The sequence below is a fragment of the Pseudomonas glycinis genome, assembly GCF_054871425.1.
Genome location: NZ_JBTYHF010000002.1, coordinates 502,445 through 518,969 on the forward strand (window position 1 = coordinate 502,445; position 16,525 = coordinate 518,969).

Sequence of the window (16,525 nt, forward strand, 5' to 3'; positions counted from 1 at the left end):
ATCATCCTTGGTGGTCGGTGTGGAGGGTGGAGATCAGGCGGATCTGTTCTTCGTAGGCCTGGGCAAAGTCGCGGGCCAGCAGACGCTCGCTCCAGTCATCGTCCTGACGCAGTGCCTGGTGATAGCGGCCGAACGCTCTCCAGCGACCGCCCGAAGTGGCGATCAATGGCTTGCTGTCGCGCTCGAAACGCAGGGTCAGTTGCTCCGGCGAGAAGTGCTCCAGCGTGCCACGCACAGCGGCGCGACTGGCGGTCAGCAAAGCCACTTGGTGCGCCTGCAAATCACGGAATGCACGGGAGATCGCTTGCTCGGCCGGCAGGTGTCCAGGCTTGCTTGGCTGCAACAGAATCTGCAGTGCTTCGCTCGGATCGACGGCGAATTTCAGCGGGTTCTTGTTGGTGCCTTGCACGGTGGTCTGCGCCAGACGCAGTTCGTTTTTCAGCTCGGAGCGGGTGCGCAGGCTCTGCTGCAAACCGCCGATGCTCTGGCGCAGCAGGCGCGCAGCGTTGAGCGCCAGCGCTTCGCGTTCGTCGTGGCTGAGGCCTTTGACGTCGACGCCCAGCGCCGCGCCGAAGTGCTCCCAGAAACCTTCGCTCTGACGCTCGACGGCTTTCGGTGCAGGCGCCGGCTCAGGTTCGACCGGGGCGGCAATCAGCTCCGGGACCATCAGGCTTTCCATGTCGATGCGCGCGTAGTCAGCACGTTGACGGGAGTCTTCCGGCTTGGCGGTAGGCGACAGCAGTTCGTCGATTTCCGAGTACACGCGCTCTTGCTGTTCGAGGGCGTTGAGCGGGTCGAGGTCAAGAAACGCGTCGTCCGGAATGATGCTGCCAGCGGCGCGCGGGCGGCCGACTTCGCCGTCGAAGGTCGCCGGGTCACGAACCAGCCGCGCACGGATCTCGAAGTCGCCGAGAATGTAGGTGCTGCCGTGCTCGATGCGCACCGGCTCGCCCTTGTGCAGGCGCGCGCCGCTGCTGCCGTCCTGGACACCGTTGCTGCTGGTGTCGGTGAGGAAGAACGAGCCCTCGCGGTAGCTGACAATCGCGTGATGATTGGACAGGTGCCGCTTGCGGTCAGGGATGATCCAGTCGCAGTCCTCGCCGCGCCCGATCACGCCGCCGGCCTGCTTGAAGGTCCGCTGGCACAGCTCGGTGGGCACGAACTGCTTGGTGTTCAGCATTTCGAAAACCAATTCCATGTTTGATGCTCCTTGCGGTCACTTGCCGCGATTGACCGCTTGCGGATCACCCAACGGGCGATAGTCGTTGTCGTTGAATTTGTAATTGCCGCTACAGCCGCCAAGGCCGCATAGAACGACGAGGGTCAGCAGGACAGCGTGCCAGTGACGAACAGACATCAGAGGGTCTCCAGGTGTAGACAAAGCACAAAGCGCCGACCCTTGCGGGCGGCGCTGAAATAAGTTCTTGAGGTGGGCTCGAAGCCTCTAGATCGGAGCCTTGAGCCATAGCCTGGAGGTACGGCGACCTCCCGTGGCGAGGGGACTTGTCCCCGTTGGGGCGCGCAGCGCCCCCATAACCTGCCAGCGCGATTTCTCAGTGAAACCGTATGTACCGGACTGCGACTGCTGCGCAGCCGGACGGGGATAAATCCCCTCGCCACAGGGTATGTGTTGGGTTCGAAGAAGTGCTGTAGCTCAACCATCAAAGTCACCCAAATTGATATTCAGGCGCCCGAGGCGGTACAGCAGCGTGCGCCGTGGCAGGCCCAGTTCGCGGGCCGCGAGGGTCTGGTTGCCGTCGTTCTTGCGCAGGCAATCGAGCAGCAATGTGCGCTCGACCTGCTCCAGGCGTTCGCGCAGATTCAGGCCGCTGTTGTCTTCCGGCATCGCTTCCAGGCGCAGGGAAAAATGCTCGGCGAGCAACTCGCCGCCCTCGCAGAGCAACACCGCGCGCTCGACCAGTGCCTTGAGTTCGCGAACGTTGCCGGGGAAGTTGTAGCCGCACAGATGCTCCAGCGCCGAATCCGACCAGCGCACCGGGTCACGCTGCAAAAACGTGCAGGTCTTCTCGGCGAAATGCCGGGCCAGATCGAGGATGTCGCCTTCGCGCTGACGCAGGGCCGGAAGCTCGATCGGGAATTGTGCGAGGCGGTAGTACAAGTCCTCGCGGAACTTGCCTTCGCTGACCAGCGCCGCCAGATCACGGTGCGTCGCGGCGATGATGCGCACGTCGATCTTGTGCGTGTCGTTGGAACCCAGCGGACGAATCTCGCCTTCCTGCAACACGCGCAGAATCTTCGCTTGCAGCGACAACGGCATGTCGCCGATTTCATCGAGCAGCAACGTACCGCCATTGGCCGCGTCGAACAGCCCGGCACGATCGCGATCGGCACCGGTGAAGGCGCCTTTGCGATAGCCGAACAGCTCGCTTTCCAGCAGGTTTTCCGGGAACGCCGCGCAGTTCTGCACGATGAACGCCTGGGAGCGACGCGGACCACAATCGTGAATCGCCCGTGCCACCACCTCCTTGCCGGTGCCGGTCTCGCCACGCAACAGCACGGTGTACGGGCTGTGGAGGATCTTGCTGATCAGCGAGTAGGTCTGGCGCATCGCCGCGCTTTTACCGATCAGGCCGTAGCCGCTGATGCTCGGCACGCTGCGAGTGGCGGTGGCCGATTCGGCGGTTGGCTGACGCAGGCGTTGCAGCAGATGCAGTTGGCCGAGCACGAACGAGCCGAGCTGGCCAAGGGAGTCGGCGAAACCCTGCAAGTCAGTGCGACGGCGACTGGCACACAGCAGCAAGCCCTCGACCGACTTGTGCTGATTGACCAGCGGCACGCACAACAGCGACTGCCACGGCGTGCTCGCCGCTGGCAGAAAACTGGTTTCGTGCAGGCTGCCGGTCAGGTCGTCGAGGCACACCACGCGGTTCTGGCACAGGGCGAATTGCAGCAGTTGTTCACCGTTGTAATCCGCCGGCAGGCTCGCCGCCTGACGCGGTTGCAGCGCGCCGTCGAGGCACTCGGCATTCATCCCCAGGCAGGTGTGGGTGGCGTCGAGCAGATACAGCTGCGTCAGTTCGCAGCCACTCAGTTCGGCCAGGCCACGGACGAATTCACCCAGCAGCGCAGCACTGTCCGCCGCGCGCGAAAGACTGGCGAACTGCGCCAGCAACGCTTCGGCATAGACCAGTGGCTGCGGCACTTGAGTGAACATCACGCCCACCTCAGACGAACTCGCAGGTCACGCTGGAATTGCCGTCGAGCGTGGCATGCACACGCTTGAGGCTCTCGCCGGTCGCCATCGCGTCGAGCAGACGGTCGGCCACCAGCGGCAGCACGTGTTGATCGAGCAGATGATCGATCAGGCGCGCGCCGCTTTCGCTTTGCGTGCAACGCTCGGACAGGTGATCGACGAGGTTCTGGCACCAGCTGAACTCCAGCTGACGACGGTTCAGGCGCTCGCCTAGACGGCCGAGTTTGATCTCGATCAGCTCGCGCAGCACCGGCCCGCCCACCGGGTAGTACGGCACCACTTTCATCCGCGCCAGCAGCGCCGGTTTGAAGTGTTTGCTGAGCACCGGGCGAATGGTTTCTTCGAGCACTTCGGCGGTCGGCCGTGCGCCGTTTTCGCAGAGATCGCTGATCTTGTCGCTACCGAGGTTCGAGGTCATCAGGATCAACGTGTTGCGGAAGTCGATCTCGCGACCCTCGCCGTCGTTGGCCACGCCTTTGTCGAAGATTTGGTAGAACAGGTTGAGCACGTCCGGATCAGCCTTCTCGACTTCATCGAGCAACACCACCGAATACGGCTTCTGACGCACGGCTTCGGTGAGCATGCCGCCCTCGCCGTAACCGACGTAGCCCGGCGGTGCACCGATCAGACGTGAGACGGTGTGCTTCTCCTGGAACTCGGACATGTTGATCGTGGTGATGAAGCGATCGCCGCCATACAGCAGATCCGCCAGTGCCAGCGCGGTTTCGGTTTTGCCGACGCCGCTCGGGCCGACCAGCAGGAACACACCGACCGGTGCGTCAGGCTTGTTCAGACCGGCAGCGGTGGCGCGCATCGAGCGATCCAGCGCGTGCACGGCTTGCTCCTGACCACGGATGCGTGTGCGCAGGTCGGTGGCGAAGCTGGCAACCTTGGCGTTGTGCTCGCGGGCCAGTTGCGCCAGCGGCACACCGGTCCAGGCGCTGATCACTTCGGCGACCAGACGCGGGCAGACTTCGAAGCTGACCAGACGTTCTTTGACTTGCGCAGCGGTCAACGCGGCGTGGGTTTCATGCAGCTGAGCTTCCAGCGCTTCGACGCTCTGGCCTTCTTCGACTTCGGCGCCCATGGTTTCAATCACGGTGCCTTCGGCGTCTTCTTCCACGCTGACGGTCGGCTCGACGGCTGCGGCTTCGCGGGCCTTGGCCAGTTGCTGACGCAGTTCCAGCAGGCGCTCGGCCAGTGCTTTTTGCTCAGTCCACAAGGTCTCGAGCGCAACCATCTCGCTTTCGGCTTCGTCCAGCCGCGCTTCCAGTGCCTCCAGCGCTTCGTGGTCGATCAGCAAGCCAGCTTCGGCATCGCGGCGCAGCGCCTGGCGCTGACGGCCACCTTCAGCCAGTTCGCCACGCAGGCGCTCGAGACTTTCCGGGGCCGCAGCGAGGCTGATGCGCACGCGGGCGCACGCGGTGTCGAGGACGTCGACGGCCTTGTCCGGCAGTTGCCGACCGGCCAGGTAACGCGCGGACAATTCAGCAGCGGACACCACCGCGTCATCGCGCAGGTAGATGCCGTGGCTCTTCTCGTAGACCTGAGCCAGACCACGCAGAATGGTCACCGCTTCGCTGACGGTCGGTTCGTGCAATTGCACAGGCTGGAAACGACGGGCCAGCGCCGGGTCTTTCTCGAAGTATTTCTTGTACTCGGCCCAGGTGGTCGCGGCGATGGTGCGCAGTTCGCCACGGGCCAGCGCCGGTTTCAGCAGGTTGGCCGCATCGGAACCGCCAGCGTTGCCGCCCGCGCCGATCAGCGTGTGGGCTTCGTCGATGAACAGGATGATTGGTTTCGGCGAGGCTTTGACTTCGTCGATCACGCCTTTCAAACGACGCTCGAATTCACCTTTGACGCTGGCGCCGGCCTGCAACAGGCCCATGTCCAGCGACAGCAGTTCTACGCCTTTGAGCACTTGCGGCACTTCACCGGCAGCGATGCGCGAGGCGAGGCCTTCAACGATGGCGGTCTTACCGACACCGGCCTCACCGACGACGATCGGGTTGTTCTTGCGACGACGGGCGAGGATGTCGACCATCTGGCGGATCGCGCCGTCACGGCACAACACCGGGTCGAGTTTGCCGTCGCGGGCCTGTTGGGTCAGGTTGTGGGTGAAGCGCTGCAACAGCGATTCGCCTTGCGCCGCCGGCTTGCCGTTGGCCGCCGGTTGCTCCTGTTGCGACAGGGCAAATTCCTTCAGGCGATCAATGTTCAGTTTGGCGAGCAGCGGTTGATAGCGGCTGCCGGCATAACGCATCGGGTTGCGCAGCAACGCCAGGATCAGCGCGGCGTCTTCGACCTGGGTCTGGCCCAGCTCGAGGTTGGCCACCAGCAGCGCGTCTTGCAGCCATTGCACCAGTTCCGGAGCGAATACCGGGTTGCGCGAAGCGCTGTGCTCGACCCGCGATTGCAATGCAGCGGTCAGTTCACCGGCGTCGACGTCAGCATCTTGCAGCGCGCGCGACAGCAAGCCGTTCTGGCGCTCGAGCAAGCCCAGCAGCAAGTCTTCGACGAGGATCTTGCTGCCGCCACGGGCGACGCAACGCTCGGCCGAACGTTCCAGATCACGACGGGTTTCGGCGTCCAGCGCCTGGATGAGTTGTTGCAGGTCTACGTTGATCATGGCTCACGTCCTTAATGAATTTTGCTGCCCAGGGTCACCACGCCGTCCGCTTTTTCGCGGCCCAGCCAACTGGTCCAACCGAGGCGACAGGCGTTCTGCTCACCGATGCGCAGTTCGCGGATTTCTTCCTGGCGCAGGACCAGGCGAATGTCGTAATCGAGCGGGTCACGCAAGGTGAACCGCACCAGCGCGCAAAGCGGCTGGTAACCGAAACCGATCGGCAGGAATTCATGGAATCGCTGCCAGTCGAGTTCGGTGATGTGAATGCGGAATTTGCCACTGCGATCGCGCACGTGCTCGCCCAGTACCAGGTCTTCGCCGAGTACGCTGTTGGCGCGGCCCAAACGATTGCGCTGCTCGTCGAGAATTTCCACGCGGCGCTCGATGCACTGCTCGATGACCAGGTCTTCGTGCTTGAAGTAGTAACGCAGCACGGCTTCGATCAGCGCCGCCGAGTGCGCCCGCAAGCTGAGCAGACCGAGGTACGGCAGCAGGCGTTTCCAGTTGAGTTCCTTGGCCTTGCGGATCTCGTCGCCACCCAGGCCGATCAGCGCAAAAAGTTGCGCCGAGAACGGGTCAATCGCGCCGCTCTGGAAGCTCGCGCGGTAGCGGTACTTGCGCCAGATCGGCAGCATCAGTCGTTGCAGGCGATGGTGGAACAGGTCGAGGAAATTGCGCGTCGGGTTGCCGTCCTCGCTGTCGCCCAAGGCCTGTTCGCCATAGAACGCCGGCAGCGGCGAACCGGAGCCGACCAGACCGATCAGGTTGAAGCGCATGCGCGCGCGCATCTTGCCGTGTTCTTCGAAAAACTCGACGCGATCGACGTCGCTGCGCGGAAAGCCCAGGCTCGGGTTGGCCTGGAACTCGACCTGGTCGTACAGATCGTCTTCGCTCAGATGCGGGTGTGCCTCGCGCAGCCGGTCGATCACCAGCAGCACGGCCTGAAACAGCGAGTACTCGCGTATTACCTTGGTCAGCCCGCTTAAAGCAGGGGCTGCAGGCCCATACGTGGTGTCCATTGGTACACCTCTCCCTGTGTGCTTTTTACCCGCAGCTCATGGAATGAATTGAGACTGGCGTAAAGCGCGAAAAACTCGTTGAGAACCGAAGCGAAGACGAACAGGTCGCCTTCGCCTATATAGCCTTCCGGGTCGATGGTCAGTTCGGTGCGCAAACCGCGCACCGGCAGGCCGCGATGCAGGCGGTCGACGTGGTGATGCTTGATGTGCTTGAGGCCGCCGAGCAGGCGCTTGCTGACCTTCTCCGCGTGCTGGTCGTAGTAGCGCGGCAGGTCGTAGGTTTCCAGAATCACCTTCAACGCATTGACGTCGGCCAGCGACAGATAGTTGAGCGACATGTTGCTGATCAGCTTCCACAGGAAGTCACGGTTCAGCGGCGGCGCGAAGCTCGACGTGGCCGGGGTGATGTTGCGGAAACTGAGGAATTCCGGGGTCTGCTCGCTGGCCATGCAGATGTCGCCGAGCTTGAGCTTTTTCGGCAGGTTCTGGTTGGTGCACATCAGCTCGATCGACAGGGTTTCGTGGGCTTCGGTGTGGCGGATGCCGAAGCTCAGGTAAGTGTCGAGGCCGTCATGCAATAAGGACGAACGCTGGCGAATGCTGTAATGCGGACGGCTGTTGGGCACGTCGAAACTCGGGTCGTGCTCGAAGGACTCGAACGGCACGTACTCCTGATAACCGAGACCGCCGGGCTTCCAGCCAGTGACGGTTTCCACCGAGAACACGCCGCAGTTTTCCAGGTCGTATTCCGCCGGCAGCAGCAGGTACTCGTCCTGCTTGCCGTCGAGACGGATCGGCAGAGCGTCGTGCTCGAACAGATTGACGATCGGCGTGCAGAACAGCTTCACGTTATCGAGCGTCGGGCGCATGCGCATGATGCCGCTCTTGCGGATGTCGAAACGCAATTCGAGGCCACGCATCTGCTTGAGGGTGTCTTCCGGCAGCGCCTTGAGAATGTCCAGACCGTTGACGTCGACGAACAGGAACTTGTCCTGGAAGGCGAAATATTCCTGCAAGTAGCGATAGCCACGGAAGGTGTTCAGCGGATACGGGATCAACGCTTCTTCTTCGGCAAAACCCACCGGTTTCACCCGGTCGCCGGGAATCTTGAACGCCATCGGCTTGCCGCTGACGCCATCAATCGGCTTGCCGGCGCCGTCGAGCGGGATCAGTTCGATGCCGTCGAGGTTGCGCAGCAGGCTCAGGTAGAGCATCTGGCTGATGTAGCGCTCACCGGCAAAGTGCAGGCGCAACTTGCTCAGCTCCAGTTCGCCGAGGTGGCCGTCAGCGCTCATTTCCAGACGCAGGCTGAGCAGCGAGCCATCGCCCTTGACCGAGTAGTTCAGCGCAGCCAGATCCAGCGGCAAGACTTCGGTCGGGTAACAGGTGCGGAAACGGCAGCGCACGTCTTCGATCGGCTTGCTCTCGATCGGCGTATCGCGCTCAACCAGCAGCGCCGGGCCGGAACGCTTGAGCGGATCAAACTGCAGAATGCTGAACGCCGGCAGCGGGCGCATGTAGTTCGGCCACAGCAGCTGCATCAGCGAATGGCTTAGCTCCGGCAGCTCGTCGTCGAGCTTCTGGCGCAAACGCCCAGTGAGAAACGCAAAGCCTTCGAGCAACCGCTCCACATCCGGATCCCGACCGGCCTGTCCCAGATACGGCGCCAGCGCCGGACTACGCTCGGCGAAACGGCGACCGAGCTGACGCAGTGCGGTGAGTTCGCTTTGGTAGTAGTGGTTAAAGGACACGGGGTACCTGCCTGGTAATGGAGCTCATGGAATTACCGACCTGTGAATTACGTTCAACGCCCGACTTGGTCATTGGATTGCACCCGCAGGCCGACTTGGCTGAATGCGACCTGTGATGTTTCGCAAAGCCCAGCGCAACTCGATGACTTGAGTGGTGAGGATCGCCAGCAACGTGACGCAACCTTGGGCCACGCCGTAGAACAGGGCTCTTAACGGGTTGTCGGGTAGCATCCAGAGCAGGATGAAGCCCACCATCAGAAAAAGGATGACCAGCTTGGCAACCAGATTTGGAGTCAGCGCAACGATCAGATTGGCGCCCAGAAAAATGTAAAACAGTGAGTAAGTCGCAATTCCGATGGCGACGCCATGGGAGGTAAATCCGCCGTTAAAAAGCTTGTAAGCATGCACAACCGCGTAATTCAAAAATGCATAAGCCACGCATCCGAGGGCGTGGGTTAATAAACATAGGTCGAGACGGACGTAGCTGTTCATACTGCTATCAGTTTTCCAGAATCTCGTAGGGTGTATTACTGATGAAAATATTCAGCCAGCTTTCTTCCCATTGCGGCATGGAAATTACAAAAGCCTTATCTTTCTTTTCGAAGGAGATCCAAGTAATTCCAACCTCAGCATCATCTTCAAATGTACGCATATCCAATGACTGAGTATCATACAACGGGGTTCGATATACCTTTTCTGGCTCTTTTGAATCGATAACTCTTAAATACGCCATACCACCAAGCATGAAGATCCTGCCGACACGTACATTCTCAATTGTGTAGCGGCCCGAGGGACTAGCTGTAGTTGTACTTGCAGGATAATCCAGCATTGCGTTCAAGCAATAAACGAGCAATGCAATAAACACCAAGAGCAAACTGATAGGCACTAGCCATTTCTTTTTAAGCGTAGTCATTTTTTCGCCACACCCAGTTCGACAGCGGATTGTACACGAGTAAAAATGCGCATCATTTATTCCAAACATTAATAACTGTCGCGGGAACGTTTTGATATTGAACATCAGACAAAACCTGGAAATCACCGCCTTTTTTAAATTCCATCCGATATTTTACAAAGTGAGAATTTGTAATATAGAAATAACGCGAGCTCTCTATTTCCCTAAACATCGCCTGAGAATCTTCCGCACTGATATAGGGGTTTGAAGCGATGTCTGACTTCATCTGCGCTGCACCGGTATTTGCGGTGGCCGCATAGGCAGGGTTGGCTATACCATCAAAGTTCCAGAACCCCAATGGCTGACTGAAATTGTCATCCGGTGAGTCATTGAAGTCATACGCATCCTCAGCATAAAACCCAATTCGCTCCACAAACAGCTGAATGCTATCTACGGAAATCACCAGTTTTCCTTCTGGAAATACGCGAACATTAAAGTTTGCCAGCGCAGCTCGCAACTCATCAGTCTTGTCTATCAGGCCAAATTTAACTGCTCGACTATTACTGTATCCAAACTCTTCAACCTTCCTGGCGCTCGCAAACTTAAAAGAATAGACACCCGGCGCCGAGCCAAAATACTTATCTTTAATCTTCTTGCTTATATTATTACGACCTGCAGTATTATCCCAAGCAGACTTAAGCTCTTCAATGACAGCTTTCGCAGGTTCAAACTGCATCAACCAGTCCATTTTTACGATAGTGTCATTCACGTAGGCGATGTCAGCAAGAGCAATATGGTCTTTGACCTCTTTACTCATCGCACCATCGGCGGTTGGCCATGGCGCGCCATCAAACCAGTGGCGCATAAGCTTCGCAGCAACTGGCCATTTCATCTTATCCATCGCATCAGGTATATCTGTGATTTTGAATTGACGGACAGCTGCAGACTTACCAGTTTGGTTACTGGCCGGCGTCAGACTTGATGCTATTTTCGTATCCGCCATAACAAAATCCTTTTATCCAATTACAACTTCAGATTGCTGTTCAATAGTCAACTCATAGGACTCCGCTATAGAGGACGAGATTTTTTGCGTCTTCCCGTCGGCTCCCGTGACCCCACTGATAACTTTCCCCGAGGCTGTTTTGAAGCTGTATGCCACTCCCGCCAGTGGCTTCCCAGAGTCCTGACAATTGATGACGTAGTGCTCGTTAAACGGCCATTTGATCTCCACCGGCAACGGCGGCACAAACGGCGCCGGCGAATGCGAATTGCCAATAATCACCGTCCCGGACCCAGCCGTGACCTTGTTGCCATGGGTCCCCACCGAATCAACCGTCGCGGCAGGCTTGCCATTGATCAATACAGTGGTCGCCAAACCGCCCGACATCGCACCACCACACGCCGAGGCATCGCCTTGGCGGGCGGCCGCGAGGCCGTCGAAGAATACGTCGCCGGAACCGGCGGCGATCGGGTTGGTGCCGTGGCCGGGGAGCGGGCAAGCGGTGGGGTCGGATACGCGTGCTGCGGGTTTGCCAGACATCGGGGATCTCCTTAGGTGACCTTGACTTGACCGCTGCCATCCAGGCGCGCGGAGAAACTGACCTGACGCTTGAAACCCTCGACTTCCAGCAAGCCTTCGATACTGAAGGCCAGGCGCAGTTGATCGTGGTCACGCGGCAAGGAAATGACACGCACATTACTCAGGCGTGGCTCGTAGGCTTCGATGAAGTTTTCGATAGCCAGACGTGCCTGACTGAGGGAGTCGTGCAGGCTCAGGCGCATGTCATTGAGATCGGGCAACCCGTAGTCGGCCAGCGTTTGCACGCTGCCGGCCCGGGTGCTGAGCATTTTGGCCAGATGGGCAGCCACTGACGCCATGGCGCAAGCCTCAAGGCTGTCGCCCTTGCGTAGTTGTGCGTCGCCGTTGAGGCGTTCGAACAGGCTGCCGTATCCGTCCATGAGTCGCTCTTACTCTTTGTCCAGCTTGCCAACCAGCGACAGGGTGAAATCGGCACCCATGTACTTGAAGTGCGGACGCACGTTCAAGCTCACGCGGTACCAGCCCGGCTCGCCTTCAACGTCGCTGACGATCACTTGCGCAGCGCGCAGCGGACGACGGCCACGCACTTCGGCGCTCGGGTTTTCCTGGTCGGCCACGTACTGACGGATCCACTTGTTCAGTTCCAGCTCGAGGTCGGTACGCTCTTTCCACGAACCGAGTTGCTCGCGCTGCAGCACTTTCAAGTAGTGAGCCAGACGGTTGACGATCATCATGTACGGCAGTTGGGTGCCGAGCTTGTAGTTCAGCTCTGCCGCCTTGCCTTCTGCGCTGATGCCGAAGAACTTCGGCTTCTGCACCGAGCTTGCGGAGAAGAACGCCGCGTTGTCGGAGCCTTTGCGCATGGTCAGGGAGATGAAGCCTTCCTCGGCCAGTTCGTATTCACGACGGTCGGAAACCAGAACTTCAGTAGGGATCTTGGTTTCGATTTCGCCCATGCTTTCGAAATGGTGCAGAGGCAGGTCTTCAACCGCGCCACCGCTCTGCGGGCCGATGATGTTCGGGCACCAGCGGAATTTGGCGAAGCTGTCGGTCAGCTTGGTGCCGAACGCGTAAGCGGTGTTGCCCCACAGGTAGTGCTCGTGGCTGTTGGCAACGGTTTCCTTGTACACGAACGACTTGACCGGGTTTTCTTCCGGATCGTACGGGTTACGCAGCAGGAAACGCGGCACGGTCAGGCCAACGTAGCGCGAGTCTTCCGAGGTACGGAAGCTCTGCCATTTGGCGAATTGCGGGCCTTCGAAGTGGTCTTTCAGATCTTTCAGATCCGGCAGGCCGGTGAAGCTTTCCAGACCGAAGAATTTCGGCCCGGCGGCAGCGATGAACGGCGCGTGGGACATGCACGAAACGCTGGCCACGTACTGCATCAGCTTGACGTCTGGCGAGCTTGGCGACATGTAGTAGTTGGCGATGATCGCGCCCACCGGCTGACCACCGAACTGGCCGTATTCAGCGGTGTAGATGTGCTTGTACAGGCCCGACTGCATGACTTCCGGCGAATCTTCGAAATCGTCCAGCAGGTCTTCTTTGGAGACGTTGAGGATTTCGATCTTGATGTTTTCGCGGAAGTTGGTGCGGTCGACCAGCAACTGCAGACCACGCCACGACGATTCCAGCGCCTGGAAATCCGGGTGGTGCAGGATCTCGTCCATCTGACGGCTGAGCTTGGCATCGATCTCGGCGATCATGCGGTCAACCATGGCTTTCTTGACCGGCTCACCGTTGTTCTGCGGCTTGAGCAGCTCTTCGATGAACGCCGACACGCCACGCTTGGCGATGTCGTAGGCTTCGTCGTCCGGGGTCAGACGGGTTTCGGCGATGATGCTGTCGAGAATGCTGTATTCGCCGCTGGCGGCGCTCTTCTCTTGTGCTGCGCTAGTGCTCATTGTGTTGGCTTCCTTGGCAAGAGTCTCAGGCGTCCGGGGCTGCGGCGTTCAGGCCCAGCTCACCGAGTACGCGACCGCGGGATTCGTCGTCGGCGAGCACGCCTTCGATCGCTTTACGGAACGCAGGTGCGTTACCCAGCGGGCCTTTGAGGGCCACCAGCGCATCGCGCAGTTCCATCAGTTTTTTCAGCTCAGGCACTTGCTCGACCAGGCTGGCCGGGTTGAAGTCCTTCATCGAATTGACGCGCAATTGCACGGCCAGCTCTTCAGCCTCGCCATCTTCCTGCAGACGGTTCGGCACGCTCAGCGTCAGACCCAGCTCTTGCTTGGCCAACACTTCGTCGAAGGTCATCTTGTCGATGCTGATCGGCTTGCGATCTTCGATTTTGCGATCGTCCTTGCGGTGGGTGTAGTCACCGATTGCCAGCAGCTTCAGCGGCAGTTCAATCTCTTCCTGAGCTCCGCCGGTGGCGGGTTTGAAGGTGACGTTGATGCGTTCCTTGGGGGCTACCGAGCCTTCTTTGGCCATGGCTTTTCTCCTTGCGGTTGTGGCCCTGGGGCCTATTCGAGTACCACTTCGAGGTCGAGGTGGCACAGCCTGCGATAAATCTCTTCCTTGCTTTCACGTACGGCGTGGTTCTGCGGCAACAACTCGCAGCAACTGTGCAGCAGGTGCAGCACTTGCAATGCAAGATCGGGCTCCCAGGCGTGCAGGCCTGAGTCCTGTAATGTCTGATCGAGGGTTTCCAACTGGTTCTTGGCCAGTTCGTATTTCTTGGCCAGGAAACACAGCCGCGCGAGGGTGAACTGCCAGAAGAAGCGTTCACGGCCACCGTGGGCTGATTGCAGGCCTTGCTTGAGAATCTGCACGGCCGGCTTCAAGCCTTCCTTGCGCAGGATCGGCTGGACTTCCTCGAGGGCTTTTTCCCAGGCCGGCTGGGTTTCGACGTTCTCGCTTTCGACCTTGCGCGGCGCGCTGGCGCTTTGCAGATGCGGCATGACGTTGGCGGCGATCCACGCCCGGGTGGACGGATCGGCAAACGGCGCGCCGTCATGGAAGCGCAACTCGATGATGCCCGGCAGGCGCTGAATCAAAAGCGCGAAGTGGATTTCCACTTCGCGCATGGCCAGCTCGGCGTTGAGGTTCTGGAGACATTCCCAGACCATCCTCTGGCCATCGAACCAGAACGGCGCCTTCGCCAGGCTCGCCTCCAGTTCCACCAGCAGGTCGGCGTATTTGCCCTGATCGAAACGGTCCTGATAGAGCTTGAGTTTTTCCAGCGGCAGGCCGCGCAGCACGGTGATCTGCTCGGCGTTGCGCTCGGGCACCGCGTCGATGGTCATCCACAGCAGCGTGCGATTGAGGCGCAGGGCACGCAGGTCGGTGGCTTTCTGTTTGAGCCACCAGGCACACAACGGACGGGCGCTGTCCTGCTGGGCGCGCAGGGCTTTGTGCGCATCGCGTTCGTTGTCGATCGGCGCGCCAGGAGTGAGCAACTGGGTCGCGGCCTGCTTGACCTGCGCCACCGCCGCGCCCACCACGCCGGGCGCCGGCTGGTTGTCGGCGGCGCGCTGAATCATGGTTTTCAGGCGGCGGGAGATCGGCAGCAGCAGCGGCGCGTCATCGCCCAGATGTTCAGTGCACGCGGCCTCAAGACCGGCCAGGTGCTCGGAGAGCTGCCGGAACATCGGCAGCTGCTCCTTGATCGCAATGTTTTCGGTGATGACCTGCTCGAGACGCGGCACCAGCCAGCCGATCGCGGCGGCACGGGTGCGGGGTTTGAGCGGGTGGACGTCGGCCCAGTTGTTTTCCGACAGATGGTGCAGCAGACCGAGGCCGGCGAGCAGCCCGGGGAAGGATTCGCGCTGGTACAGCGACCAGGTCAGCCAGGCGCCGACACGCAGATCCTTGGATTGGGTACGCAGCAGATTTTCGCTGTTTTCGCGGATTTTCAGCCAGTCGATCTGCCCGCTTTCGTGCATCGACGAAGCCTTGGCCAGCTCACTTTCCAGCGCCTCGAATTCGCTCGAAAAACGAACGTCTTCGCCCGCGAAATTCTCTTTGGAAACAGAGACTTTTGCGAGTTCGAGGTAATGGGCGGAAAGTTTGCTTGAGTAGGACATCCATGGCCTTTATTAAGGATTACAGTCATGCGCGCGAATGGAGTTTCAGCAACGCGGGACAGTATCGAAGAGCAGTTCAGCGACTCATCCAATTGAGATGTGCTCTTTCAAGTGGGCGCATCGTAATCACTATGATGGCCACTAGCAAGCATCTGATTAAACAACAAGACGAACTGTTCATTGCGGTCTGTAGGAGATCGCCCTATATGTCGCAGGGGTTTCCCTGAGGCCGATTGATACACAGTGCGTTTACCATGGTCCTGCGAAACCATTGATCCAGAGCCTCCCGTTGCAGACGGGCGAGTTTACCGGACGCTCATGTCCTTGAGCGACGTGCAGCATGACAAATCCGGAAAAAAATAGAAGTAGGACACTTCTGAATAAAGACCGGCATCTTTTAACCTTTCGCAGACGACAACGAGCAACGGCAAAAGTGCTAGCAAAATGATGGCATTTCATATAATTGAAACTTGTATCTTCAACATATACGCTGCTCCACAGCGAACTCGATAGTTATTGATGTACCTTTCCCCGGCAATGCCTTCACCTCATGCCAGAAAATACTCTGACAAAACTCAGGGATACTTCTTACATAATTCATATCCTGCAGGCTTGGTTAAAGATCCGAGCCCAAGCAAATCCCCTTGAAACGCAGGTCTGGAGCTTTACTTCATGGAACTGAAACCACTGTTTTTCGCCGCGCTCATGTGGCTGCCCATCACCCACGCGTCAGCGGAAACCCCACCATTGGACGGCCATTACTACCTGACCGGCGCAATGGAAATGGGCGCCGAGTTGCTCTTGCGCAAGGACGGCACCTTTGATGCCGGTGTGGCGTATGGCAGCGCCGATGGCTTTGCCAAAGGCACCTGGAAAGTCGAGAACCAGACCGTAGTGCTGAAAAGCAAAACCAAGCCTGCCTCCAACAGCGATCTGGGCGGACTGTTCCAGGACCTGCAACTGGCGATCGAGCCAAACTGCCTGGCCGTGGATTTCGGCAACGGCAAGGCCTGCTTCCGACGCCAGTAAGCCAACAGACAGCCACAAAAAATGGGCACCCGACCGCAATCGGTGTGCCCATTTCTCATTTGCGGTTCTCCCCGTTATTCAGGGGAGCACGCCGCCATCAAGGATTGACGCTGTCTTTCAACGACTTGCCTGGCTTGAACGCCACGGTGTTGCTGGCCTTGATCTTGACCGGTTCGCCGGTCTGCGGGTTTTTGCCGGTGCGGGCGCCGCGGTGGCGTTGCAGGAAGGTGCCGAAGCCGACCAGCGTCACGCTGTCCTTGCGGTGCAGGGCGCCGGTGATTTCTTCGAGGACGGCGTTGAGGACGCGATTGGCCTGTTCTTTGGTCAAGTCTGCCTTTTCGGCGATTGCAGCGGCGAGTTCTGGTTTACGCATTAGTGAAGCCCCTTTGACGGTTTTTTGTTGTTATGTCCGTGCTGTTCTCG

Annotated in this window: 16 protein-coding genes; 1 reads left to right on the plus strand and 15 read right to left on the minus strand. The window is 59.3% G+C overall.

Annotation, left to right across the window (positions count from 1 at the left end; genetic code table 11):
* Window position 1 precedes the first annotated feature (1 nt).
* The 14 genes from tagH to tssA form a co-directional block, all read right to left on the minus strand.
* Entirely contained in the window at window positions 2-1,198 is a 1,197-nt protein-coding gene (tagH, locus tag ACYSTU_RS06390; protein ID WP_016772508.1) for a type VI secretion system-associated FHA domain protein TagH, read from the minus strand.
* 18 nt (window positions 1,199-1,216) lie between these two features.
* Window positions 1,217-1,357, minus strand: a complete 141-nt coding sequence (locus tag ACYSTU_RS06395; protein ID WP_003229566.1) for a hypothetical protein — start codon at window positions 1,355-1,357, stop codon at window positions 1,217-1,219.
* A gap of 297 nt (window positions 1,358-1,654) precedes the next feature.
* Window positions 1,655-3,175 carry a sigma-54 interaction domain-containing protein gene (locus ACYSTU_RS06400; RefSeq protein WP_498996881.1) on the minus strand — a complete coding sequence of 507 codons (1,521 nt, stop codon included), beginning with the start codon at window positions 3,173-3,175 and terminating at the stop codon, window positions 1,655-1,657.
* A gap of 10 nt (window positions 3,176-3,185) precedes the next feature.
* Entirely contained in the window at window positions 3,186-5,843 is a 2,658-nt protein-coding gene (gene tssH / locus ACYSTU_RS06405) for a type VI secretion system ATPase TssH (RefSeq protein ID WP_498996884.1), read from the minus strand.
* Between the two features lie 11 nt (window positions 5,844-5,854).
* Window positions 5,855-6,862: a type VI secretion system baseplate subunit TssG gene (gene tssG / locus ACYSTU_RS06410; RefSeq protein WP_056790879.1), complete on the minus strand. Its 1,008-nt coding sequence runs from the start codon at window positions 6,860-6,862 to the stop codon at window positions 5,855-5,857.
* Window positions 6,826-8,613 carry a type VI secretion system baseplate subunit TssF gene (gene tssF / locus ACYSTU_RS06415; RefSeq protein WP_039757337.1) on the minus strand — a complete coding sequence of 596 codons (1,788 nt, stop codon included), beginning with the start codon at window positions 8,611-8,613 and terminating at the stop codon, window positions 6,826-6,828. Before tssF ends, tssG begins: the two co-directional genes overlap by 37 nt.
* A 69-nt stretch (window positions 8,614-8,682) precedes the next feature.
* On the minus strand, window positions 8,683-9,105 hold the full coding sequence (locus ACYSTU_RS06420) for a hypothetical protein (protein WP_498996888.1): 423 nt from the start codon (window positions 9,103-9,105) through the stop codon (window positions 8,683-8,685).
* 7 nt (window positions 9,106-9,112) lie between these two features.
* On the minus strand, window positions 9,113-9,526 hold the full coding sequence (locus ACYSTU_RS06425) for a hypothetical protein (RefSeq protein WP_064365134.1): 414 nt from the start codon (window positions 9,524-9,526) through the stop codon (window positions 9,113-9,115).
* Window positions 9,527-9,578: 52 nt separating this feature from the next.
* A complete protein-coding gene (locus ACYSTU_RS06430) occupies window positions 9,579-10,508 on the minus strand; it encodes a DUF6402 family protein (RefSeq protein WP_498996893.1) in 930 nt (309 codons plus the stop codon).
* Window positions 10,509-10,520: 12 nt separating this feature from the next.
* A complete protein-coding gene (locus ACYSTU_RS06435; RefSeq protein WP_212617446.1) occupies window positions 10,521-11,045 on the minus strand; it encodes a PAAR domain-containing protein in 525 nt (174 codons plus the stop codon).
* 11 nt (window positions 11,046-11,056) lie between these two features.
* Complete coding sequence (tssE, locus tag ACYSTU_RS06440) at window positions 11,057-11,464, minus strand: type VI secretion system baseplate subunit TssE (RefSeq protein ID WP_498996898.1); 408 nt, start codon at window positions 11,462-11,464, stop codon at window positions 11,057-11,059.
* A 9-nt stretch (window positions 11,465-11,473) separates the two neighbouring features.
* Window positions 11,474-12,949, minus strand: coding sequence for a type VI secretion system contractile sheath large subunit (gene tssC, locus ACYSTU_RS06445; protein WP_016772499.1), 1,476 nt, complete (start codon window positions 12,947-12,949; stop codon window positions 11,474-11,476).
* A gap of 25 nt (window positions 12,950-12,974) precedes the next feature.
* Window positions 12,975-13,478, minus strand: coding sequence for a type VI secretion system contractile sheath small subunit (gene tssB, locus ACYSTU_RS06450; RefSeq protein ID WP_016772498.1), 504 nt, complete (start codon window positions 13,476-13,478; stop codon window positions 12,975-12,977).
* 32 nt (window positions 13,479-13,510) lie between these two features.
* A complete protein-coding gene (gene tssA / locus ACYSTU_RS06455) occupies window positions 13,511-15,073 on the minus strand; it encodes a type VI secretion system protein TssA (protein ID WP_056790892.1) in 1,563 nt (520 codons plus the stop codon).
* A gap of 672 nt (window positions 15,074-15,745) precedes the next feature.
* Between tssA and ACYSTU_RS06460 the strand changes: the two genes are divergently transcribed.
* Window positions 15,746-16,102, plus strand: a complete 357-nt coding sequence (locus tag ACYSTU_RS06460; protein ID WP_498996903.1) for a hypothetical protein — start codon at window positions 15,746-15,748, stop codon at window positions 16,100-16,102.
* A gap of 97 nt (window positions 16,103-16,199) precedes the next feature.
* Here the strand turns inward: ACYSTU_RS06460 and ACYSTU_RS06465 are convergent, their stop codons facing one another.
* Window positions 16,200-16,475 carry an HU family DNA-binding protein gene (locus tag ACYSTU_RS06465; RefSeq protein WP_003213368.1) on the minus strand — a complete coding sequence of 92 codons (276 nt, stop codon included), beginning with the start codon at window positions 16,473-16,475 and terminating at the stop codon, window positions 16,200-16,202.
* Window positions 16,476-16,525 lie beyond the last annotated feature (50 nt).

Excerpts from the sequence above, each read along its gene's own strand:
- tagH (WP_016772508.1), bottom strand. The coding sequence starts at position 1,198 with ATGGAATTGGTTTTCGAAATGCTGAACACCAAGCAGTTCGTGCCCACC.
- ACYSTU_RS06395 (WP_003229566.1), bottom strand. The coding sequence starts at position 1,357 with ATGTCTGTTCGTCACTGGCACGCTGTCCTGCTGACCCTCGTCGTTCTA.
- ACYSTU_RS06400 (WP_498996881.1), bottom strand. The coding sequence starts at position 3,175 with ATGTTCACTCAAGTGCCGCAGCCACTGGTCTATGCCGAAGCGTTGCTG.
- tssH (WP_498996884.1), bottom strand. The coding sequence starts at position 5,843 with ATGATCAACGTAGACCTGCAACAACTCATCCAGGCGCTGGACGCCGAA.
- tssG (WP_056790879.1), bottom strand. The coding sequence starts at position 6,862 with ATGGACACCACGTATGGGCCTGCAGCCCCTGCTTTAAGCGGGCTGACC.
- ACYSTU_RS06420 (WP_498996888.1), bottom strand. The coding sequence starts at position 9,105 with ATGAACAGCTACGTCCGTCTCGACCTATGTTTATTAACCCACGCCCTC.
- ACYSTU_RS06425 (WP_064365134.1), bottom strand. The coding sequence starts at position 9,526 with ATGACTACGCTTAAAAAGAAATGGCTAGTGCCTATCAGTTTGCTCTTG.
- ACYSTU_RS06430 (WP_498996893.1), bottom strand. The coding sequence starts at position 10,508 with ATGGCGGATACGAAAATAGCATCAAGTCTGACGCCGGCCAGTAACCAA.
- ACYSTU_RS06435 (WP_212617446.1), bottom strand. The coding sequence starts at position 11,045 with ATGTCTGGCAAACCCGCAGCACGCGTATCCGACCCCACCGCTTGCCCG.
- tssE (WP_498996898.1), bottom strand. The coding sequence starts at position 11,464 with ATGGACGGATACGGCAGCCTGTTCGAACGCCTCAACGGCGACGCACAA.
- tssC (WP_016772499.1), bottom strand. The coding sequence starts at position 12,949 with ATGAGCACTAGCGCAGCACAAGAGAAGAGCGCCGCCAGCGGCGAATAC.
- tssB (WP_016772498.1), bottom strand. The coding sequence starts at position 13,478 with ATGGCCAAAGAAGGCTCGGTAGCCCCCAAGGAACGCATCAACGTCACC.
- tssA (WP_056790892.1), bottom strand. The coding sequence starts at position 15,073 with ATGTCCTACTCAAGCAAACTTTCCGCCCATTACCTCGAACTCGCAAAA.
- ACYSTU_RS06460 (WP_498996903.1), top strand. The coding sequence starts at position 15,746 with ATGGAACTGAAACCACTGTTTTTCGCCGCGCTCATGTGGCTGCCCATC.
- ACYSTU_RS06465 (WP_003213368.1), bottom strand. The coding sequence starts at position 16,475 with ATGCGTAAACCAGAACTCGCCGCTGCAATCGCCGAAAAGGCAGACTTG.